Annotated in this window: 17 protein-coding genes and 1 tRNA gene; 14 read left to right on the top strand and 4 right to left on the bottom strand. The window is 35.4% G+C overall.

What is annotated here, in order from left to right:
• Positions 1-39: 39 nt before the first annotated feature.
• The gene (locus RM553_RS08395) at positions 40-1,197 is read left to right on the top strand and encodes a glycosyltransferase family 4 protein (RefSeq protein ID WP_311534471.1); all 1,158 of its coding nucleotides are present in this window, start codon (positions 40-42) and stop codon (positions 1,195-1,197) included.
• Here RM553_RS08395 and RM553_RS08390 read toward each other — a convergent pair.
• The 4 genes from RM553_RS08390 to RM553_RS08375 all read right to left on the bottom strand — a co-directional run bounded on the left by RM553_RS08390 (position 1,187) and on the right by RM553_RS08375 (position 5,183).
• Positions 1,187-2,122 carry a hypothetical protein gene (locus RM553_RS08390; RefSeq protein ID WP_311534470.1) on the bottom strand — a complete coding sequence of 312 codons (936 nt, stop codon included), beginning with the start codon at positions 2,120-2,122 and terminating at the stop codon, positions 1,187-1,189. The two genes, RM553_RS08395 and RM553_RS08390, sit on opposite strands and share 11 nt — an antisense overlap.
• 1 nt (position 2,123) lies before the next feature.
• Positions 2,124-3,554, bottom strand: a complete 1,431-nt coding sequence (locus tag RM553_RS08385) for an MBOAT family O-acyltransferase (protein ID WP_311534469.1) — start codon at positions 3,552-3,554, stop codon at positions 2,124-2,126.
• Between the two features lie 77 nt (positions 3,555-3,631).
• A complete protein-coding gene (locus tag RM553_RS08380) occupies positions 3,632-4,498 on the bottom strand; it encodes a hypothetical protein (protein WP_311534468.1) in 867 nt (288 codons plus the stop codon).
• 226 nt (positions 4,499-4,724) lie between these two features.
• Complete coding sequence (locus RM553_RS08375; protein WP_311534467.1) at positions 4,725-5,183, bottom strand: c-type cytochrome; 459 nt, start codon at positions 5,181-5,183, stop codon at positions 4,725-4,727.
• Positions 5,184-5,480: 297 nt separating this feature from the next.
• Here RM553_RS08375 and RM553_RS08370 point away from each other — a divergent pair.
• The 13 genes from RM553_RS08370 to RM553_RS08310 all read left to right on the top strand — a co-directional run bounded on the left by RM553_RS08370 (position 5,481) and on the right by RM553_RS08310 (position 21,914).
• Positions 5,481-5,555 (top strand) — tRNA-Pro (locus RM553_RS08370).
• A 248-nt stretch (positions 5,556-5,803) separates the two neighbouring features.
• The gene (locus RM553_RS08365; RefSeq protein WP_008615538.1) at positions 5,804-7,048 is read left to right on the top strand and encodes a site-specific integrase; all 1,245 of its coding nucleotides are present in this window, start codon (positions 5,804-5,806) and stop codon (positions 7,046-7,048) included.
• Positions 7,049-7,547: 499 nt separating this feature from the next.
• Positions 7,548-8,231 carry a response regulator transcription factor gene (locus RM553_RS08360; protein ID WP_008615540.1) on the top strand — a complete coding sequence of 228 codons (684 nt, stop codon included), beginning with the start codon at positions 7,548-7,550 and terminating at the stop codon, positions 8,229-8,231.
• Entirely contained in the window at positions 8,228-9,508 is a 1,281-nt protein-coding gene (locus RM553_RS08355) for a sensor histidine kinase (protein ID WP_008615542.1), read from the top strand. Before RM553_RS08360 ends, RM553_RS08355 begins: the two co-directional genes overlap by 4 nt.
• Positions 9,509-9,577: 69 nt before the next feature.
• Positions 9,578-9,967, top strand: coding sequence for a hypothetical protein (locus RM553_RS08350; RefSeq protein ID WP_008615543.1), 390 nt, complete (start codon positions 9,578-9,580; stop codon positions 9,965-9,967).
• A 137-nt stretch (positions 9,968-10,104) separates the two neighbouring features.
• Positions 10,105-10,827, top strand: coding sequence for a superoxide dismutase (locus RM553_RS08345; protein ID WP_008615545.1), 723 nt, complete (start codon positions 10,105-10,107; stop codon positions 10,825-10,827).
• Positions 10,827-12,194 (top strand): chromate efflux transporter, encoded by a 1,368-nt coding sequence (chrA, locus tag RM553_RS08340; protein WP_008615548.1) that lies wholly within the window; start codon positions 10,827-10,829, stop codon positions 12,192-12,194. Before RM553_RS08345 ends, chrA begins: the two co-directional genes overlap by 1 nt.
• A 458-nt stretch (positions 12,195-12,652) precedes the next feature.
• The gene (locus RM553_RS08335; protein WP_008615549.1) at positions 12,653-13,627 is read left to right on the top strand and encodes a DUF1259 domain-containing protein; all 975 of its coding nucleotides are present in this window, start codon (positions 12,653-12,655) and stop codon (positions 13,625-13,627) included.
• Positions 13,628-15,301: 1,674 nt separating this feature from the next.
• Positions 15,302-16,543 carry a site-specific integrase gene (locus RM553_RS08330; protein WP_311534466.1) on the top strand — a complete coding sequence of 414 codons (1,242 nt, stop codon included), beginning with the start codon at positions 15,302-15,304 and terminating at the stop codon, positions 16,541-16,543.
• 661 nt (positions 16,544-17,204) lie between these two features.
• Complete coding sequence (locus tag RM553_RS08325; protein ID WP_311534465.1) at positions 17,205-18,479, top strand: phosphoribosyltransferase-like protein; 1,275 nt, start codon at positions 17,205-17,207, stop codon at positions 18,477-18,479.
• A 189-nt stretch (positions 18,480-18,668) separates the two neighbouring features.
• Complete coding sequence (locus RM553_RS08320) at positions 18,669-19,811, top strand: reverse transcriptase family protein (protein ID WP_311534464.1); 1,143 nt, start codon at positions 18,669-18,671, stop codon at positions 19,809-19,811.
• A 664-nt stretch (positions 19,812-20,475) separates the two neighbouring features.
• Positions 20,476-21,441 (top strand): hypothetical protein, encoded by a 966-nt coding sequence (locus tag RM553_RS08315; RefSeq protein ID WP_311534463.1) that lies wholly within the window; start codon positions 20,476-20,478, stop codon positions 21,439-21,441.
• A 212-nt stretch (positions 21,442-21,653) separates the two neighbouring features.
• A complete protein-coding gene (locus RM553_RS08310; RefSeq protein ID WP_311534462.1) occupies positions 21,654-21,914 on the top strand; it encodes a hypothetical protein in 261 nt (86 codons plus the stop codon).
• Positions 21,915-22,291 lie beyond the last annotated feature (377 nt).

Raw genomic sequence — 22,291 nt, 5'->3', positions numbered from 1 at the left:
TCTTTGAAACCACGCTTCGTTTCAGCTAAAATTTACCTAATGAAGATTCTTTTTTATGCACATTCTTCAACTCTTTATGGAGCGAATTCATCCTTAATAGACCTAATTTTAGGGATTAGGAAGCAACAACCGGGGGTATGCGTGCATGTAATTATCCCATCCGAAGAGCCTGTATGCAGACTACTGCAGGAAAATGAAATTTCTTATACAGTAATTCCTCATTTTAACTGGATCTACAATTTTGAAGTAGCAGAGAAATACCGGCGCAACAGTAATTTTCTTTTTAAAATCTGGTACTTGAAAAATAAATGGCAGAAGAGAATTAAAAACAGCTTTTACAGAAGGCGACATCTTGCTTTTGCACGCCACTTTAATGCGGATATAATTTATGTAAATTCTTCCCTAGCCCCAATGGGAGCAGTGGTGGCAACAAAACTAAAGGTTCCTTATGTATGGCACCACCGCGAAACTGTGGAAGAGCCTGAATCTGGATTTATGCTGGAAAATCGCAGACAGTTTTTTAAGTATTTTAAAAGTGCAAAAAAAAACATTTATCCTTCCCATTTTCTTTCAACATTCTACAAGGAAGAATTCGGGGAATCTAAGTGTAATGTTGTTTATAATGGCGTTGCTTTTAAAGATTGCGCAGATAAGTTCCCAAAACCTGATTTCAATAACATTAGGTTTGGTATGGTAGGAAGGATTAACAGCCAGAAAAATCAAAAGGAAGTTATTGATATATTTGAGCAATTGCCGGATTGTGATGAGGAAATAGAATTGATTATAATTGGAGAAGGAGAGAAACAGTATCTGGATAATATAATACCGGAAAATTCAAATATAAAGCACTTAGGATTTTTACCTAAAGCAGAGATTTATAAGCATTTTGATTTTTTAATTGTTAACAGTAAGAATGAAGCTTTTGGCAGAACCGTTGCTGAAGCAAATGCTATAGGAATTCCAGTTATTGGACGGGGATCGGGAGCAATTTGTGAAATCATAAAGCCTGGTGAAAATGGTTTCCTTTATGAAAATTCGGAAGAGTTGAAGAACATTATTTTAATGCTTATACAGGAAACGACACCTATGTCCTATTCTAATTTTTCTGTGTCTTCACGAAAATATTTTGAAGATAATTTTAATATAGAGAAGTATTCGCGAACTGTATTGGAAATTTTGCAGGAGGTCATTTCCTAAAAATGTTTTCTTCAATATAAGTATTTAACAGTTTTGTGGCTTTTTCAGCTCCATTTGGGTTGAGATGATCGCCATTATAAAAATATGGGGTAATAAACTCAGGATTTTCTTCGTCTATATATATATTTAAATTTGGATAGGTATTCTGCATAACCTCTAAAATGGAATCTCTTCTTGCTACTATTTTATTATCTCGAAGTTGATTATAGCGATAGTGTGTGGGGGTACTATATATAAGAACTTTTAGCCCCCTTTTTTTACAATAGTCAATAAATTGTTGGAGAACCTTTACATTTCTAGAAAAAGCTTCCGGATCGTCGGCGTTTTCTACGAAAATATCTTCATCTCTTATTAATGAATCCCGGTGTTGCACAGCCTCGTAGGAACCGTAAAACCTGTTGGTATCAAAGCCATACCTGTTAAATTTAATGGCAGATTCATTAAAAAGATGCTCCCTCAGTCTGTTGCTGAAATAATCGGGATTGGATGGAAAAAGCAAATAATCTTGCGGCTTTATGTCTCTTTCGAACGTATTCACATTGTAAAAAATAAGGTTAAGATTATCTATTACCGGGGAAGTTCTGCTTTTATTCCTTTCAAGCCAATCAAAGCTTAATTCCACTATAACCAATTTCAGATTGGGCAGGAGCGGTTCAAATTTTAAGAGCAGACGATAGTTTTCTACTATTCGCTGACTGGAATTTCCTAAATTCAGCGTTAACGAATCCATATATTCCGGATTTATTCCTCTCTCGAAATGACTGGAGCCCAGAGCTAGAATTTTTATCTTTTCCCGATTGGCCATGGCAAATTCATTTTTCACCTTTACGCCATAAGGAAGTTGGCGTAAATTATATTCTACCAAAGTATAAACAAGAAGTACCGGGAGTATAAAAATTAGACATCTGGCAATAAACTTTAGCATTTTAGAACTGAAAATAGATGTATTCGGCCTGGGGTCCTGCATAACGGATTATTAAATATATAAAAGAGTAATAAATTAACCATCTTCCTATCCGGGGGATAAATCTTTCCATGCCCTGTAGCGGAAAATCTTTATGGCGATTCGGAAGTTCTATACCTAATAATAAGAGTATAAATAAAACTTTCATTCCGATTACTGTCTCAAAATTATTATCTGGAATAAATGAAAAGATATCACCTATTATTTTAAAACCCAGAGATAGTTCCGGCGTGCGGAAGATTATAAGGGTAATGATAAGGATAAAAAAGCTTGTTGCAGTACCCGTAATGTCGGCAAAGCGAAACCTGAAATGGTTTCTGAAGTTTTTAGCATCCACTTCAGGAATATAACGGTAGATAATTACAAGGATACTATGTATGGCTCCAAAAACAAGAAAATTCCAGTTGGCACCATGCCAAAATCCTATTAATGTAAAGGTTATAAACAAGCCTATGGCAGTGTTAATTTCGGTTCTTGGCCTCTGTTTTACAAAGGGAATATATAAATAGTCTCTAAACCACTGGCTTAAAGTAATGTTCCAGCGCCTCCAGAAATCACGGATGCTTCTGGAGAGATGAGGCATCCTGAAATTCACACTTAAGTTGAAACCAAATAATTTGGCGGTACCAATGGCAATATCAACATAACCTGAAAAGTCACAGTATAGTTGAAAATAGTAAAGCACTGCGATATAAAATAATTCCAGGCTTTGAAATCGCTCGGGATTAGAGTACATTTCATTAACGGCTATCACCAAATTGTCTGCTACTACAATTTTTTTAAAAAGCCCCCAGAGGATTTGGCGAAGCCCTTCTTTTGCTTTCTGAGAATTGAAAATGCGCTTGTTTAAAAATTGAGGTAATAGGAAAGAAGCCCTTTCCACTGGGCCGGCTACTAATTGCGGAAAGAAGCTTACAAAACACAAAAATTCAAGAAGCTTATTTGTTGGTTTTATTCGTTTTTTATAAACATCAATGGTGTAGCTAAGGGTTTGAAAAGTGTAGAAACTGAGCCCTACAGGAAGCAGAATGCTGAGAGAAGTTATTAATGTTCCATTGTGGTCAAGATTAAAAGCATTCAAAAAATTTTCTATAAAGAAATTAAAATACTTAAAAACAAAGAGAACTCCTAAATTCCAGAAGACGCTAAAGAAAAGCCACCATTTTTTTCTGTTTTCTTTCTGCGTACGATAAATGGCAATTCCCGCCCAATAATCTATAAGAGAGCTGAAAAGAATTAAAAACAGGAACCTCCAATCCCAATAACCATAAAAAAAATAACTTGCCGCAAGAATAAGGTAGTTCTGTAGCTTTTTTTGCTTACTGCCTATGCTCCAGTATAGTAGGAATACAACTGGTAAAAAAATGGCGAATTCCAGGGAGTTGAATAACAATACAAAAGTTTATAATGGTAAAACTAAAAAACCCAAGCTTTAAAAACTTGGGTCTTGAAATTTGAAAAATTCAATTTTTATAGACAATCACCATTTGGGCCTATAGGATCGTCAGTGTTAAAAGCCATAATGAAAGGTCCGCCAAATAAGCTGGATGTATATGACATTACTCCCTGAATTGTAGAACAGTCTCCTGTGCCAGATCTGTACTGATGGAAAGTAGTCCTTGTATTAGATGGATTAACAGTAACAGGACCTGTGTTTCCTGCTATCGTTCCATTTAATTTACACGTGGTGTAGTCTCCAAAAGCACTTTCCTCACAAGAGCTTTGGGTCATATTTCCATAATAAGTGCGAGTATTAAGTGTTAACTGCACTTCCATATCAGATTCTGCACCGTCAGTAATTACAATATTAAAAGTCTGTAAAGCACCTGGCTCTCCAAGTTCAGGATGCCCTTCACAATCAACACAGTCGTAAGTTCCTGTTTTAGGAGAAACGGCACCTTTAGAGGTTTCTTTAAAGATAATAATATCACCTTCTTTACCGGCATAAGTTACATTGGTAACTTCAGGATTGGTTCCATCTTCTTCTACATTAAAATCGAAACTGAACTTATCATCAGAAAAATTGATTGTTCCAGCCTGTGCTTTTGATGTTGAAGCAGCTTTTATAGAAGATTTTGTTCCGTCAGGAAACAAAAAGCTAACTACAGGTTCATTTTTCCCATCTAGTTTAATAGCAACAGTTGATCTTTGAGAACCATCAAGGGTTGTAAAAACCCCTTCGTAAATACCAAGGCTTGAATTGTCAAATTTTCCTTCGGCAACCTGCTCTTCTAGGCTTACAGCTGCTTCCGGTTCTTCAATGTCATTGATACTGTTATCATCAGAACATGATGCGATCATGGAGCCAATGAACAATAATGTAAATAATTTCTTCATAGGTGTGCGTTTAAGTTATTAGATAAATTTTTTTCAAATAAAACAAATTCTTTTAAATGAGAAAGAATTTTTTAAGTTAAACATTTCAAAAACTAGTAATGTATTTGAGAGATACCACGTTCCTAATGTATTCTGCTTCAGAACCGGTATTATTTAATAAATTCAATTTTAGCTTACAAGAAATTTAGATGAAATGCTGGAAATAATCGATTACGGGTAAATGAAATTATTCTTCTACTGCCGCCACCTCTTCTGTGGTAATTGGGTTTTGATTATTATTGCTCCAGGTATTCATTACATAATTTAAAACATCGGTCACTTCCTGGTCACTCAGCCCCATTGGAGGCATCATATTATCATAAGTTTTTTCATTAACAGTGATTTCCCCCTGCAGGCCGTATTTTACAGCATGAATAGTAGCCTCCCTCTTTTCAGTCAGCCAATTTGAACCATCAAGAGGAGGGTAAGTTCCAGGGATACCTTTTCCAGTGGGAAGATGGCAGGTTACACAAATATCTGCGTAAACTTTTTTGCCATGCTCCATGCTTTCCTGAAGAGGTGATTTGGAAGCAGAATTTTCGGAGGAAGGAATTACATAATTGTCTTCTTCATTTTCAGATTTTTTATTGTCGGATTTGCATGCGAAAATTGCAACAACAAAAACAATAGCCAGAATTTTTTTCATTTTGAATAAACTGTTTTTAATTTTATCAAACTTTTCCATTCCTATATATAGGATCAAACTAAGGTTATGGTTTTTTAAGTAAAACCATATAGTTGGATAGGAAATTATCATTGGCCAATTTAATAAACTTTCTGAAAAGGATAAGCATGGTGAAATGATAAAATCTAAAAGATACTATTGCAGAGTGTAAAGTTTTTTCTATATTTGCAGCCGCTTAATATAAAAAACGCTGGCAAAATTGTGGAAGTTTCTTTAATGCCAGTTTATTATTGTAAAGAACGCAGCTTGGCTGCAATTCGGGGTGTAGCGTAGCCCGGTTATCGCGCCTGCTTTGGGAGCAGGAGGCCGCAGGTTCGAATCCTGCCACCCCGACTTTAACAAGTTATATTTTAACATAATTAAAGGGTAATTATATGGTTTTCATATAGTTGCCCTTTCTTTTTTGCTCAAATTTTAACAAACAGTGTTAAATTTTATGTGAGTTCACCGTGAGTTCACTGGGAATTTGTGAGTTTATCGTGAGTTATTTTTTTGTATTTTTAGCTTACCGATACTCCATAATTGCGTATTGGTAGTTTGACTTTCGCCTTAATTAATTGTTTCATTAAAATAACATAACGATGCGTACCAGTCAAACCTTTTCCATTTCTTTTTTTATTCGCAAAAAGAAAAAGCAACCAGCCTTAGCCCTCCTCTATGCCCGAATCACCGTTAACGGTAAATCATTAGAAATAAGTTTAAAACGAACTATTCCGGTAGACAAGTGGAACCAATCAGCCAGTAAACTTACCGGTAACACTTCTGAAAGTCGGCAGATCAATAAAAAGATTGATGAAACCAAAGCGCAATTATATAAAACCTATGATAGCCTTTTAAAAGAAGGACTGCTGGTAACCACACAAACAGTCAAAGCTAGATACCTGGGTAGTGACCAGCAACATTATACGCTTACCTATTTGATTAACTATCACAAAGAAAAGATGGATAAGGTGTTAAAATATGGTACCATGAAAAATTATACGACTACGGAAAATTACCTAAAAGATTATTTAAAAGCCCAGCATCATACTTCAGATGTTTATCTAAAGCAAATTGATTACCAGTTTACCCTGGGATTTGAAAGTTATTTACGTGTTTTGCCGGGCCTTCAAAATAATGGAGTAATGAAGCATATGGAGCGGTTCAAAAAACTAATGCGCCTGGCCGAACATTTAGATTGGATTGAAAAGAACCCCACCAAAAGGTTCAAGCTACGCTTTGATCAGGTGGATATGGTTTATTTAAACAAGACCGAGCTGGAAAAGATCAAAAACGAAGAGTTTGAAAAACCGGTATTAACTATTAACCGGGATATTTTTGTTTTTGCCTGTTATACCGGGCTGGCTTATGCTGATGCCAAAGCCTTAAATAAAAACAATTTGCAAATTGGAGTGGATGGCAATAAATGGATTTATACCCGAAGGAGTAAAACGAATACTGCTGTGAGAGTTCCATTACTCGCAGAGGCGGAACGAATTCTAAAAAGATATAAGACTCATCCTAAAATAGACGGAACGGAAAAATTGCTACCGGTTTATTCCAACCAGAAAACCAACCAGTATTTAAAAGAAATAGCTAAAGAGGTGAAAATAAAAAAACAACTGAGTTTTCATACCGCCAGGCATACTTTTGCCACAACGATAACTTTAGCTAATGGCGTTCCCATAGAAACAGTTTCCAAGCTTTTAGGCCATACCAAATTATCCACTACACAGATCTATGCACGAGTAATTGATTCTAAAATTTCTAATGATATTGATAATTTAAGAGAAAAGTTGAACGATGAAAAAACAGAAATGGTAACAGACCGTACCTTTTATTTATAAACCTTTATTAATAGAGACTTTGTAATAGTCTTGTTTCAAGGTCACCAATTCGGATTCAAGTTTTTTGTTCAAATTTTGTTTTCAAATACTGAAGAAAGTAGAAACTACTTCTAAAATAGCTTATATCTTTATTTGTCGCAGAATTTCTTCGAAACTGGGTGGATCATTTCAGGTCTAGGAATTTTGATCAACCTATTAATAAAAATTAACCTATTTGATATCCTTAAAATCCTTTGTTTTTTCCATTTTAGCTTCTATTTACCGGAAGCCGTTGAGAGCAAAGTATTTGGTCATAAATTTATCACCAATCCAAATTTATCTTTTAAAAAACTTTTGTCCGTTATACTGAGAAACTTTGGGGGCTTTGATTCAGCTGTTATTGTTTTGGTTGCCGATCATATTTTTTTATTTGCCAATGGATTTTGAGATCGAACTGAAGCGAAGAAGATATTGCTCAGCCAGTATTTCTACAGAATTAATTTCTTAATTTGTATTTATTATGAAATTACTGATTGTAGAAGATGAACCGTACCTGTTAAAAAGCCTTGAGGATTTCGCGGCCAAAGAAGGCTATTTATATGATTCGGCAGGCAACTTTCAAACAGCCCAAGAACGTGTTTATTTATACGATTATGACTGTCTAATTCTAGACATTAATTTACCGGATGGCAGTGGGTTCGAAATTCTTGAAATTCTTAAAAAAGAAGATAAGACTGATGGTGTTATTATTCTTTCTGCAAGAGATTCCCTAGATGATAAGTTAACTGGCCTCGAATTAGGAGCTGATGATTACCTGATAAAACCATTTTATTTTTCAGAACTTAATGCCCGGATAAAAGCCGTCATTCGTAGGAAACAGTTTAAAACCAATAAGCCTATCCGCTTTGCCAATATGGTAATAGATCTAGGCCAATACCTAGTGAGAATAGATAACTTTTCTACGCCAATCTCATTTACTAAAAAAGAATATGCTATACTCATCCACCTCATTAACAATAATAAACGTATTATTTCTAAAATGGCGCTCGCAGAGTACGTATGGGGTGATTATGTAGATGAGGCCCAGAGTTTTGATTTTTTGTTTTCTCAGATTAAGAACCTCAAACGAAAGCTGAAAGATGCCGGGGCACAAGTAGAAATAAATAACATCTATGGGGTAGGTTATCAAATTCAGGCTTTATGAAGCTGCTTACCTACACATCCCGCCTTCAAATGCTGTATTTCCTCGTCTTGTTCGGGATTTTTTCGATATTGTTTTATTTGGTACTTAGCTGGAATGTACTTCAAAATGTAGATGAAGTGTTGAACAACCGCAAAGTCAACTTGCTAGCTTATCTAGAAGAAAATCCTGAAGCTCCTTTTAAAGAGGATAACCCACTAGACGATTTTACCTTTTTTCCTGTTGAAAAGAAGGTGTTTCAGGAAAGCTATGAAAGCTACACTGACACTCTTATTTATGAGCCTGTTGATGATGAGTTTGATGAGTACCGAAAGCTTACAGCTTATGTGAAATTACACAATAATAACTACCGGCTGGAAATTATAAAGCCACATCTGGAAGCGGGAGAAATGATAGGTACCATTGCCATTACACTCGGCAGCCTATTTATGGGCTTGGCGCTTTCTTTTTACTTAACCCAACGTATTATCTCCAAAAAAATATGGAAATCGTTTTTTGAAATGCTCGAAAGGCTCCGGCTCTTGCGCTTTGATAAAGAGAAAATGCCCGAATTACCATCTACAAATATTGATGAGTTCCGGATGCTGAATGAAGCTGTGAATGAGCTGGTCCGAAAAAATACTGAAGTCTTTCAAAGCCAAAAGCAATTTATTGAAAACGCTTCACATGAAATGCAAACGCCCTTGTCCATTATCCAGTCAAGGCTGGAAGCACTCATTGGGCAGGCTGAACTTTCAAAGAAGCAGGCGGAAATTATTGAAGGCATTATCGGTTCAACACAACGCTTAAAAAAACTGAGTAAAACTCTGTTGCTCTTATCTAAAATCGAAAACCGGCAGTTTATCCTTTCGGAACAGGTTGATATTCAAACAATTTTATGCCGATCCATGGAATTTTATGAAGAACATAAAGCCGCCTTGAATATATCGGTGAAAGCCGAAACACGAGATAGTTTGAAAGTGCAGGGAAATATTATGCTTACGGAGATACTGATACAGAACCTACTTAAAAACGCCTTTCTGCATAATATTGAGAATGGAATGGTAAGCGTTCAAATAATGGAAAACAAGCTCATTATTGCCAATACCGGGCAAAAGCAAGAAATAGGAAAAGTATTTGAGAAGGATAAATTGTTCAACCGTTTTTACAAACAATCCAGGAATCCCAATACTTGGGGGTTGGGATTAGCCATTGCTCTAAAGGTAGCTGAAACGAGTGGATGGGGACTTCATTATTATAAAGAAGAAGGATTGCACATTTTTGAAGTGAATTTCGGGTAACCAATCAGCTTCCCAAATTTCTACAGATTCCATTCATATACTTGCATTTAATAAAATCATGAAACTATAATGAACAGAGCCGGGAACCAAATCATTCTTATTTTGCTTTTATCCTTTTTAACCCCTAAAATTGTTTTTTCACAGGTAGAAAATAAAGAAACAAATTATCCTAAGATAAAAAACTATTTTAGTATTATGCATCCTATTGCCACTATAACAAAAGACGGGAATCACTTTAATTTTGATGGCAGTTATACAGTAGGCTTTCCAGTTGGTATAAATTTTCTTCAGAGCGACAAAATAGCTTACAGTATCGAGTTTGCACCTATGATTTCTTTTAATGATCGTGCGAGTAGGGTAACCGGATTACTTTTTCACCCAGGTGTTATCTACCGAAACATTGGAGGTTTTAATTTTTTAACCAGGCTTGCATTCAATACCAACGGCCGTTATGGTTAGACCTATAATTAAAAAGGAAAAAGTAACTTATTTCCTCGCTACGCCCATTCCGTTTAGATTCGGCAATGATTTACCTTTTTCAGTAACTTTTGGTTTTCAAGTTGGAATAGCATTTTAATCATATAAAAGAAAAAATTATGGACAGAAAAGATTTTTTAAGGAACTCAGCAATTTTAGGTGGAGCAACCATACTCCCTACTAACAATGTATTTTCGCAGAATGTGACTGAAAATGGAATAGATAAGTTGGTCGACAAAAACGGTAACTTTATCCAGAAATCACTTCCTTACAACAAAACATTTTTGGAACCACATATGGACGAAGAAACCCTTCACTTACACTATGAGTTTCATCATGGTGGAGCAGTTAAAGGTGCAAACAAAGATTTGATTAAAATAAAAGAACACCTAAAATCAGGAGATTTAGACCAGGTTGATTTGTGGACACGCAAACTGGCGTATCATTTTTCAAGCCACGTGCTACATACCATTTTCTGGACAAACCTTTCCAATAAAAAAACACAGCCCAAAGCAGAACTATTGAAACAGATAGAAAAAGATTTCGGCTCATTTGAAAAGCTCCAGGTATATATAGCAAAAGTATCTAAAGGCGTAGAAGGAAGCGGCTGGGGTATTTTGGGTTATCAACCCTTTTCCCGATCGCTAACCATCTTGCAATGTGAGAATCATCAGAAACTGACCCAGTGGGGCGTGATTCCGTTATTGGTTATTGATGTGTGGGAACATGCATATTATTTGAAACACAAAAATAAAAGAGGGGATTTTGTCGATACGATTTTAAATATCATTAATTGGGATAATGTAGCAGAACGATATAATAAGGCCATAAAAATTGTTTAATGGAGCAATTACCCTTTAAAGAAGCCATAAAAGTATGGATTAGAGTAGCCATTTATAGCTTTGGTGGACCTGCCGGGCAGATTGCGGTGATGCATAAAATTCTGGTCGAAGAAAAAAAATGGATAAGTGAGGACCGCTTTTTACATGCGCTCAATTACTGTATGCTGCTGCCTGGGCCGGAAGCCCAGCAGCTGGCCACGTATATTGGGTGGTTGCTGCATAGGACGAAAGGGGGGGTAACTGCAGGTATTTTATTTGTAATACCTGGATTTGTTTCAATACTAATTCTCAGTATTCTTTACGCTGCTTACAGAGATGTTGGTATTGTCGAAGCTATATTCTTCGGTATTAAACCTGCCGTCTTAGCCATAGTTGTTGGAGCCGTCATTAAAATAGGTAAAAAGGCCATCAAAAATGAGCTCATGTTTGTTTTGGCGGCTTTGGCCTTTATAGCTATATTTTTCTTTGAGGTAGATTTTCCTTATATAATAATAGCAGCGGGATTGACAGGTTTTATTGGCGGAAAACTTTGGGAAGAAAAATTCCATGTCATTAAAGGGCATAGATTAGCTGAAGAACATAAAGACAAGGACAATAATGAAAATACATTGATTGACAGCAAAATACAACCTGTAAAGCCGTCTTTAAAAAAAACATTCAAGACTATTTTTATTTTCCTAACGCTATGGTCTTTACCACTATTGATCCTTGGACTGGTGATTGGGGTCGAAAACATTTTCTTCTCGGAAGGCTTATTTTTCAGTAAAACGGCCGTTCTAACTTTCGGAGGGGCTTATGCTGTATTAGCCTATATCGCTCAAAAAGCGGTTGAAGATTATGGCTGGTTACAATCCGGTGAAATGTTGGATGGACTGGGTATGGCCGAAACTACGCCGGGTCCGCTGATACAGGTGGTACAGTTCGTAGGCTTCATGGGGGCCTATAGATTAAGCGGCTCTCTCGATCCTCTAACAGCTGGAATTTTAGCTTCCCTGATGGTTACCTGGGTTACCTTTGTACCTTGCTTTCTATTCATTTTTACAGGCGCTCCTTATATAGAATACCTACGGGGCAATAAAAGTTTAACCACTGCACTATCAGGAATTACAGCTGCCGTAGTAGGGGTTGTACTTAATCTGGGTGTCTGGTTTGCAATCCACACCCTTTTCTCTGAGGTTAACGAAAAATATCTGTACGGAGCAAGGTGGTTGATTCCCGAATGGAGCACAGTTAATATTGGATCATTAATTATTGCTCTAATAGCCTCTTTTGTATATTTCATTTTGAAATGGGATATGTTGAAAACTATCCTGATCAGTGTTTTATCAGGTATCATCTATTTCTTCATATTTAAGGAATTAGGTTGATTATGTGCTGTAACCCTATTGTCGATAACAGCATGATAACAAAGGATATGGTACTTACGGTATGTTTAAAAGGTGTAACCGGCAATCACGACAAGGGCGGCGGTTTATGGATAAAACAATTATTATGTAGTACGGGCAAATCCACTCGAGGATAACGTGGTGTGTACAAAGTAGAAGATGGCTAACGCAGAGATTTGCCCCTTGTAGGAAAAGGAAAAACCTATGGCTTAGATGTTGCCGCTCTAGGTGATAACTGGAAGAGCCTGGAATTAATATTAAAAGTGATGATTTACCATTTATTTGAACAATAAGGAGTATTTAAAGTTAAAGATACCACCCTCACTAAAGCTGGTAAGGTGGGTTTATGGACCAAAGAAGATGCTGTAACTTACTTTGATGATTTCAGTATAAAAACATTAGATTGATTAGAAGAATTTAAATAATAAAACAAACATATTATGAAAAGTAAATACGTATTGATTTCAACAGTTTTTTTATTGCTTTCGTGCAATGGCCATGACGGTAAAAAAGAGAATGCTGACAGTTCTCGCCCATCTTCTGAAAAACAAAAGGAGATAGAACAACAGGAAGATATGGAACGGCATCCCCTGAATATTACAGCTATCCGGGAGGTTATTGGCATTAAGGGCACGGAAAACAATGGGGAATATAAAGTAGTAGTTCCCCAAAATGATCTAGAGATAATGGTTGATGGTTTTAAAATCATCCCCCCGATGGGACTAGGCAGCTGGGCAGCATTTTCTGCGATTAAAGAGGGAGCAATGGTCATGGGCGATATAGTGGTGACTGAAGATGATTTGTGGCCGGTACAACAGGAAGTAATAAGACAGGGATTGACTATTACCGCCATCCATAATCATTTTGTGAGGAATAATCCCAATGTCATGTACATGCATATTGGAGGTATGGGTGAAGAAGGAGTACTTGCAGAAAAAGTAAAAGCTTTATTCGATAAGGTTGTGGAAGTGCGTGGTGGGAATCCTGCAGCTTCCGAACCTAGTGAAGTCGAGAATACGCTGGATACTGATAGAATAGATAATATTATAGGACATTCAGGTAATCTTAACAATGGAGTTTATAAGATTACAATAGGGAGGCCAGATGTTGATCTTAGGGAGCACGGAGCTCCTGTTAGTACTTTTATGGGATTTAATACCTGGGCCAGCTGGCAGGGGACTCCAGAAAAAGCTGCTGTTGCAGGAGATTTCACCATGCTTGCCGATGAAATTGCCCCTGTTATAAAAGCCCTTGTAGAAAACGGTATTGAAGTAGTGGCAGTACATAATCACATGGTGTATGAAGAACCAAGAATATTCTTTTTACATTATTGGGGTGTGGGCCCAGCCGAGAAACTCGCCCACGGTCTGAAAACGGCTCTTAACCAGACCGGGGTGGTGAGCAAAAATGAATAATTAAATTCATTTTTAATTTAGCGAGGTATTTTAAATGAATGAGAGAGGAGACACGGGATTAATTTCCGTTACCTCTTTCCACGTAAAAATACCTACGGTTCTCGTATACTGTAATTTTTCTATTTATTCTGAATTTCCTCTAACCATTGCCAAGAGGTGGATGTCCTGTCTGGAACTTGCCGAAATAAAACTTTATGTGAGCTTTTTAATAATCCCTTGAATAAAATAGACCTATGAGTAACCCAGGCGAAATTTTCGTTATCTTTAAAAGAAAAGGATAATTATATGTCTATATACGATTACCCTTTAAAATGTTGAAATTTTCTTTAACGAAAAGGATGTTGAACTCCTATTAAATTAAAAGGTCTTAAAACCTGATTTTCCATCTGATGCCGTTCCGGAGATAACTAACAAGGGCTTTTATCAAATAAGTATCAGCCCGAAGCTTTGAATAGCGTATAATTCGTTCCTATCAGTTCGGTCACAGTTTATTATTATGGGGAAGTATTCCCCGATAGAAAGTTAACAATTACAGAAACTCACTAACATATATATAATTCCTAAATAAGTGTGTTCGTAAAACTAAGGGGGAATAGCAAGAGGGTAACACGCGAAGCGATGTTACAGATCATTAATACATTGAAATTCAATAAATTACGAATTTAAATCCTATCATTTTTCACGTATTTTGCGACAAATGCACTCGCAACCCCCGTAAATAGGTGGTTTTTTGCGACAAATTTCACGGAAAACTGAAATTCAAACCCACTTACCACTTTTACCTCCACTTCGCAAAAGCTCCATTTCAGCAAAAGAGGTTTATTACAATTTGTCTTAGACACGAGCCAAAAAGCTTAAAATATTAAAAGAATACGATCGAAAAAGCTTTTTGACTCAAGTCCGCTAGGCGGTAACTAAAATTCACCGATCAGGTTTTCAGAATTATTTAAAAATCCTTCCTACATCACCTTACCTTTCGATGCAAAAATCAAGCTTAAAAATTAACCGGAGCGCATAAACCGCTTTGCTATTTATAGCTCCTCTATAATTTTAAAACTGAATGAAGTAGCATCAAAAGGTAATGCGATGGCGCTGGAAGAAGTAAATAAAATTGAGAATAAACCATTTCATCCTGATCTCACTATTTTTTCTTTTCGCCGGCAAAAGGAAAATGCTCCAGATGAAAAAAGTAAATTGGTTTTTGTTCTAAACTTTCCGGATTGACCAGATTCGATGCAAAATCTTTGATTTTTTTGGAGTCGGATCTTTTACTTCCTCAATAAATTAGACAGGATTCATAATCTAATTATTTGTATATTTGATTAGGTCAGAATATCAAACTGCACCAATACGTTCTATTTAAATTGTGAGTTAATCGTGAGTTCAAAAAACTAGAACTGCGTGAAACCATACAAATACTGGGGTTTTCAGCGTTTTAAAAGCGTTCTGCCACCCCGACGAACCTTATCGAAAAAGGAACTAAAACACTGTTAATCTATTGATTTTCAGTGTTTTTTATTTTCTATGATATCAATTGATATCATATGAATTCATCCATTTTAGTGAATGATTCGGTGAATACTTTCTTTCCAACAATTCACTACCTTAGAAGAACATTACGGTTGATTTGACTTTCGTCTTTACAAACTATTGTATCACTTAAAGACGCTTAAAATGCCTGATTTTACTACATTCTCCGTACTTTTCTTTACAAGAAAACTGAACAAAAATTCAAATGAACTATCCATCTACGCCAGGATTACCGTAAATGGAAAATGCTCTGAAATGAGTCTTAAAAGAAAGACTTCAGTGAATGAATGGGATAATTCCAAAGGAAGACTTAAAGGAACTACTCTCAGAATTAAAAAACTAAACAACTATCTGGACCAGGTGTATTCCCAATTACTGGATACTCATAAGAAGCTTTTGGAGAAGGATAACCTTATTACTGCTGCAAAGGTTAAGGCTTCTTATTCGGGCCTGGATGAAGATCATAAGACTATTAAGGATATTGTAATCTATCATAATGAAAAGATGAAAGATGTTCTGAAATGGGGAACGCTTAAGAACTACCACACCACTGCCAACTATCTGAAAGAGTTTTTAAAGAAGAAAAAGAAAACCGATAATGTTTACCTGAAACATATCAATTATCAATTCATTACGGAATTTGAAATGTTCCTCAGAAGCTACAGCCCTAAGAAAGCTCGAAAAACCTGTGGAACTAATGGCACCATGAAGCACTTGGAGAGGTTAAAGAAGCTCCTGAACCTGGCCATAAAATTAGAATGGCTGGAGAAAAACCCCTTTAAGAGCTATAGTTTTAAGTTTGAAAAGAATGATCGGCAATTTTTGACCGAGAGAGAACTGCATATATTGGAAGATACAGTGTTTACCAGTGCTTCTCTTGAACGCATAAAGGATATGTTTGTATTCTCCTGCTATTCCGGCTTAACTTATATAGAGCTCAAAGAGCTAACCACAGATAATCTTGTAAAAGGTATGGATGGCAAGGACTGGATTTATACTAAACGGGAAAAGACGCAACAGTCAGTAAAAATTCCGCTTCTGAATCCTGCGAAGGAAATCATTAAAAAATACAGGGAACATCCGGGAAAAGAATTGAAGGAAGTTTTTCCGGTGATCTCCAATCAGAAAACCAATAAATATTTAAAAGAGGTCATGGATTCTATCGGGATCAGAAAGAAAATTACCTTTCACTCTGCCCGGCATACTTTTGCAACTGTAGTAACGCTTTCAAATGGAGTACCTATTGAAACCGTTTCAAAACTATTAGGACATACGAAACTTTCCACTACTCAAATTTATGCGAGAGTATTGGAAAATAAACTGAGCTCTGATATTAGTAAATTGGATAATATAATTGGAGAAAAGAAAAAGTTCAATAGCAATTGAATCAAGTCAGCGATAAATTATAGCAGAACGCCTGTGGTAAGTTCATCTCATCCTGAAACTCCAAATTGTTGCAGTATGAGCATCTGTGGTCTGAAATAGTTGTAATTTAATTCAAAGAAAAATAAAATAGTGAAAATATTCTTTCTTCTTATTGCTCAGGTATCTTAAAAATTCTATTTTGTTAAATTTTATGTAAAAAACTTAACCGTCTGAATGACAATTTAAAAAACTTCAAAAGCTAAATGAAAATTTATGAAGTGCTAAAAGAAAATGCCTTTAATTCAGCTTTAAAGCTGAATTAAAGGCATTTTAGGAGATAAGCTTATAATGATGCTAAGAATTTAGCATCCGAATGGGATTATTTGAAAATGAGTTAAAGCCTTTTAATCTGATAGAAAAATTGACCTTGAAAGAGGAACCGGATGGAGAATGCAGCAGAGCATCTTTTAAACCCTGTGAGCGAGGAAAAAACCTCGGTTTTAACTCCTGATTACAAGGATAATGTTACTTAATTAAATGATTGGAGTGACTTTGAGCAGCTTCTTGACACTGACCTTACTAAAGATATAATAGAAAAGTTTTCTCTAATGATTGCAATAAAGTTAATGATAACGTATTTACCCCGGCTTCAAAAGATAATGGTTGGGTAGCAGCATAATTTATGGGAGCAACAAAAGGACATTCGTTTAAGTTTACACAAAAGGCACTACGGAATATTGATTATTTATTACCTAAGCTAAAGTTTTCTGTAATGCCTTCCAAAATTGTAAGATGGTTAGAAAATTTTGAGGAGGATGATCTCAAATATGCTTATGATTTTCTACAGGTCTTTGAGTATATAAATTTTAATGAGATGCAGTATAGACTTGAGGATTTGCTTAAGAAAATATTTATGGATCTTCATAATACAGATAATGCCTTGGTTATACCTTACGGTAAATTTGGTAAAAGCGGTACATTAGTTACTTATCCATTAAGTCACAGTCCTTTCTATTTAGAGCTTGAAAAAAAAGGTAGGATCATAATTAAAAAAGATTTAAAAAAATTAGATGTAGAGAGCTACAATTGCATAATTTTAATTGATGATTTTATTGGATCAGGAAAAACTTTTTGTGATGAATACAGAGATGAAGGCATAGAAAAATGGATAAAAAATCGATCAAAATTACCAAAAGTTTATGTTCTGAGTACTGTGATAATGGCTCAGGGAAGAAAGAAAATTGAAGACACCTTCAAATATATAAAGGTTTATGCCCAAGAGAGGGCCAAGATCTTTGATAAAAGTTCATCTCCTCTAATCGCACTAGGAAATTTTGAAAAGCATAAAATTAATTCTAGGAAATATGAGCAAAGAATTAAGGTAAGTCAGGATTATCTAGGAGGATACAAAGACTCACAAGGACTCCTTGCCTTTTCTCACGGAACTCCAAATAATACCTTACCGCTGTTTTGGTGGGGCAAAAATTGGATACCATTGTTTCCTAGGCGTGCAAAAACAAGAATGGATGAAGCAAGAGAATTTAAAAAGAGTATAGCATTTTATATAGGCATATGTAATAGATTAGGTATAGACTTGTTGAGTTTAGAAGAATATAAACAAGCCTCAAATACTGTTAAGGTTGAAGATCAACGGAAGTATAACAATAAACTACATCATTCCATTATTGCTTTACTAAAATTAAAATTAGAGGGTACGGAAGATTATATAATCTGCCATATATTAGGTTTAACAGACAATGAACTTGATGAGGTGTATGAACGTTCAAGAAAAATTGGTTTTGTTGATTTATCACGAAGATTGACATCCAAGGCAACAGTATATTTCAACAATCTTGAGAGAAGAATCAGCAAAGAAAGATCGAGAAACGAAACAGAACAAAATTTAAAACCTAAAGAATTGATTTACATACCTAAAACATTTGAAGGATTGACATAATGAAGGGTTAGCCAATTCTCTTTACGAGATTCTCAGGGTAGTATCTTGAGAAGTACTAAAGCTACTTAACAGAAATTAATATGCTATGTTATTTACTTATAGTAATATTTTCGATTGTCAGCTCATTTGGTATCTAATAACATAGCATATCAATACTGCGCTAACATTCACACAGAGTAACCTCGATTTATGTCATTTCCTTTTAATCAGTTTATAAAACAAGCAAGAGAAGATAACAAGTCACAAGAATTTATTGAGGCAACGGTTTTCTATGCCCAAAAATTAGATAATTTAGGTTTTCCAGTCATTTTTTCCATAGAGCATTTAGCAATGTTAATGGGTGTGCAATCAGATTTTTTAAGACACCTAATCGGAGAAAGGAAGAAGTACAAATATCAAGATGAACCGTATAAAAGTTTTCGATATAACTATTTCAAGTTAAAGAAAAGAAATGGAGGTTATAGAGAAATAATGAGTCCGTCAAAGGATTTGAAATTTATTCAGAAATGGATTCTTATCAATATACTGGAAAAGCATCATCTCACAGATTCATGTACTGGGTTTAGAAAGGGTATTTCTATTAAAGATAATGCTAAACCTCATGAAAATTCTGAAGTTGTCCTAAAAGTGGATCTACTAAGATTTTTTGATACAATAACAGAAAAAAGAGTTTTTACGGCTTTTGCGGATATTGGCTACAGGAAAAATTTAGCAGTATCATTAGCTAAAATTACAACAGCCCAACATAAGAAGCAATACTGGAAGAGTATGCCAAGAGCTGAATTAAAGGTTATTGGTTATGAAGCTGAAAATGCTCCGTCAGTCTTGCCACAAGGAGCACCAACAAGCCCTGCATTGGCTAACATTTTAGCCAATACAATGGATTATAGGTTTGAAAAACTTTCCGAAAAACTTGGTTTTAAATATTCTAGGTATGCTGATGACTTGACGTTTTCAATAAGAGGCGACCAAAGGCTTCCTAGTCTCCGAATAATAAAGCAAATTATAGAAGAGGAGAAGTTCGTGGTCAATGAAAAAAAGATACAGTATTTGCGCAGAGGCAGTAAGCAATATGTAACTGGCCTAACCACTACAAATGGTATAAATGTTTCGAAAAAATATCGAAAGAAAATAGGTTCACATATTTATTATTGCAGACAATTCGGCGTAAAAGATCATTTGAAAAGGATTGCTGGGAAGGATCAGAACCCTCAAGGTGTTTTACCTTTTCACGATTGGCTTTATGGTCATATCTGTTTTATCTCATCTGTAAATCGTCATGCAGGAGATAAGCTTTTGGAGGGATTTAGTAAGATTGATTGGTTTATTTAATGAGGATTTAGAAAGAAAAATTAATCGGATGCAATAAATAATTATACTGTATTGTAAATCAAAAGCATTCCGAATTAAATTTCTGAATTAATATGGATTGCTAAATCAAATACATTTTTTACTGATGTACAATTTGGATCGGAATAGCAAGAGGATAACACGCTTCGCGATGTTATAAAGTTTCAATTAATTGTATTTCAATTAGTTATGTTCGTTAAAAAGATGATGCTGTACGCAGTTTTTACTAAAAAACTTCTGAAGACCCTACAAACTGGTTGATTTTTTAGTAAAATTTAATTTTAGATGAATACTATGCTGTTTTCCTCACCATTTTCCCTTCCATTACATTTCAGGAAAAACGGTTTGTCTTTGGTATTGGAGATGAGCCAAAAAAAACATGTTCAATTTTAAGTAACACTTTTTAGAGGTAATTTAATGGCAGTTCTTAGCAGCACATATAAGAAATTACAGGCTGGCGTTTGATCGGAATTTATTACTTAGAATAATAGTTACAGCTGAAAAGTTTTCGCATTTTTGCTTGAATAATCCTTGCTATTTTCGATGCAACATTCGGTCCTACTTCGAATATTCAGGCTCTCCCGACCTTAATTTGTTTAGGAGATATTAGCGGTAATAGTTATAATCCAAAAAGGAATAATAAAACATGAAAAAAAGGTTAAAAATTTCACTAATTCTTTTCATACTTCTAAACACCTTGACGTTTGGACAAGATGTTGAAAAAGTAGTTGTTTCAGAAGAAGATCCTAACAATTTATATATGTTTGAACCAACTGAATCAGAAAGTCTTTTCTATTTAAAACTTGTTCCAGAAGCTCACCCTATAGGCTGCTTAGTAATCTTACCATCATGGGGCGAGTTGGTGGAAAGTGTAATGGACCAAATAAGATTACACCAACTTGCCGTTCAACAAAATCTATTGGTAATTTTTCCTTCAATAAATGGGGGTTCATCTAAATTTACAGATGCACACGAATTTTTAGATACTATCTTTAGACAAGTAGTTGAAGCATACGAAATACCAAAGAATAAATTTATACTTGGTGGTCTTTCAGGTGGCGGAATGGTTTCACTTAGTTACGCTGAAAAAGCAAATAGAGATAAGGATAGTACCTTTATTATTCCAAAGGCAATATTTGCGCTTGACTCCCCGCTAGATTTTGCTCATTTATACAATCAGGCCCAACGGGATGTGGAACGAAATTTTTCTGAAGTTGCTGTTAACGAGGGAAATTGGCTAATGAATATGTTTAAAAAAGAATTTGGTGGAACACCAGAAACAGTTCCTGCAGAATATATTAAATATTCAATCTATTCACACAGCGAAGAAGATGGAGGAAACGCTAAATATTTACTTAAAACACCTGTAAGAATTTATACAGAACCAGGAATCGAATGGCAACTTAAAAACAGGCAGAGAGATCTTTACGATTTAAATTCTACTGACATTTCTGCAATGATTAATTTGTTACAAAGAAAAGGAAATGGAGACGCAGAAATAATAGTCACACATGATAAAGGAATTCGTGCAGATGGAACCAGGCATCCACATTCCTGGAGTATAATGGACTCACAGGGCTGTTTAAATTGGGCGTTAGAAATGATTAATTAAAAATATTACGTGACAACCGATGAAATTATAGTTGACCTTGTGAATCAAAATCTTTTTCTGGGCCTGGTTATTATATGGACCACCAAAATGACCAGTTGGGACTCTTACACCAAATATTATTGCAGATTTTATACTCAAGAAGTTTATTTCACGTTTAAATAAAGATGAAATCCACGTGAATAAAGGAATACAGTAATTTTAAACCAACTATTATGAAAATTCAGTTAGATATTAAATCTACAATTATCGGATTCTTAAGTGCAGCTTTATTGATAGCAACTTTCAGTTTTAAGAGCAGTAATGCCTGGGTAGGTGGTAAATTTCAAACTGAAGTTAGTGAAAAAGGAGTGATTATTTTAGACACCGAAACTGGAGCTTATATTATGACTAGTGATATGAGGGGCTATGATTGGAACAAAGGCAATTTTACGAACACACACCAGATTAGCAAGGATAATACAAAAGGAAAGTGAGGGATCAAAACCGGCTGAGGCGAATGCGTATTAAAATTATTTCAGGAACCACTCGCATTAAAAAGCAAACAATGTAGAAATGAACCTACCTACGTCAGCTCCTCACCACTTTTCCTTCCATTACATTTCAGGAAAAACGGTTCGTCTTATGGTCTTGGACACGAGCCAAAAAAGATGATGATTCGAAATAGTAAATAGAGGAATTAACTTTTTTGACTCAAGTCCGCTGATGCTAACTAAGAACATATTTTTTACTTAAGAGTAGTAGTTTTCAAAATTCACTTTACTCCTAATAATTTCAGATGCCTTACCTTTTGATGTGAAAGAAACAGCATTTGAAATTAGCGGCCTGCATAAAGCCGCTATGCTTCGCGTCG

It is taken from the genome of Autumnicola tepida (assembly GCF_031846485.1).
Taxonomy (GTDB): domain Bacteria; phylum Bacteroidota; class Bacteroidia; order Flavobacteriales; family Flavobacteriaceae; genus Autumnicola; species Autumnicola tepida.
Note: the sequence above shows the minus strand (reverse complement) of the source record. Positions and strands in the feature narration are given on the sequence as shown.

Excerpts from the sequence above, each read along its gene's own strand:
- RM553_RS08360 (WP_008615540.1), top strand. The coding sequence starts at position 7,548 with ATGAAATTACTGATTGTAGAAGATGAACCGTACCTGTTAAAAAGCCTT.
- chrA (WP_008615548.1), top strand. The coding sequence starts at position 10,827 with ATGGAGCAATTACCCTTTAAAGAAGCCATAAAAGTATGGATTAGAGTA.
- RM553_RS08330 (WP_311534466.1), top strand. The coding sequence starts at position 15,302 with ATGCCTGATTTTACTACATTCTCCGTACTTTTCTTTACAAGAAAACTG.
- RM553_RS08355 (WP_008615542.1), top strand. The coding sequence starts at position 8,228 with ATGAAGCTGCTTACCTACACATCCCGCCTTCAAATGCTGTATTTCCTC.
- RM553_RS08335 (WP_008615549.1), top strand. The coding sequence starts at position 12,653 with ATGAAAAGTAAATACGTATTGATTTCAACAGTTTTTTTATTGCTTTCG.
- RM553_RS08365 (WP_008615538.1), top strand. The coding sequence starts at position 5,804 with ATGCGTACCAGTCAAACCTTTTCCATTTCTTTTTTTATTCGCAAAAAG.
- RM553_RS08375 (WP_311534467.1), bottom strand. The coding sequence starts at position 5,183 with ATGAAAAAAATTCTGGCTATTGTTTTTGTTGTTGCAATTTTCGCATGC.
- RM553_RS08345 (WP_008615545.1), top strand. The coding sequence starts at position 10,105 with ATGGACAGAAAAGATTTTTTAAGGAACTCAGCAATTTTAGGTGGAGCA.
- RM553_RS08325 (WP_311534465.1), top strand. The coding sequence starts at position 17,205 with ATGGGAGCAACAAAAGGACATTCGTTTAAGTTTACACAAAAGGCACTA.
- RM553_RS08380 (WP_311534468.1), bottom strand. The coding sequence starts at position 4,498 with ATGAAGAAATTATTTACATTATTGTTCATTGGCTCCATGATCGCATCA.
- RM553_RS08390 (WP_311534470.1), bottom strand. The coding sequence starts at position 2,122 with ATGCTAAAGTTTATTGCCAGATGTCTAATTTTTATACTCCCGGTACTT.
- RM553_RS08315 (WP_311534463.1), top strand. The coding sequence starts at position 20,476 with ATGAAAAAAAGGTTAAAAATTTCACTAATTCTTTTCATACTTCTAAAC.
- RM553_RS08320 (WP_311534464.1), top strand. The coding sequence starts at position 18,669 with ATGTCATTTCCTTTTAATCAGTTTATAAAACAAGCAAGAGAAGATAAC.
- RM553_RS08310 (WP_311534462.1), top strand. The coding sequence starts at position 21,654 with ATGAAAATTCAGTTAGATATTAAATCTACAATTATCGGATTCTTAAGT.
- RM553_RS08395 (WP_311534471.1), top strand. The coding sequence starts at position 40 with ATGAAGATTCTTTTTTATGCACATTCTTCAACTCTTTATGGAGCGAAT.
- RM553_RS08350 (WP_008615543.1), top strand. The coding sequence starts at position 9,578 with ATGAACAGAGCCGGGAACCAAATCATTCTTATTTTGCTTTTATCCTTT.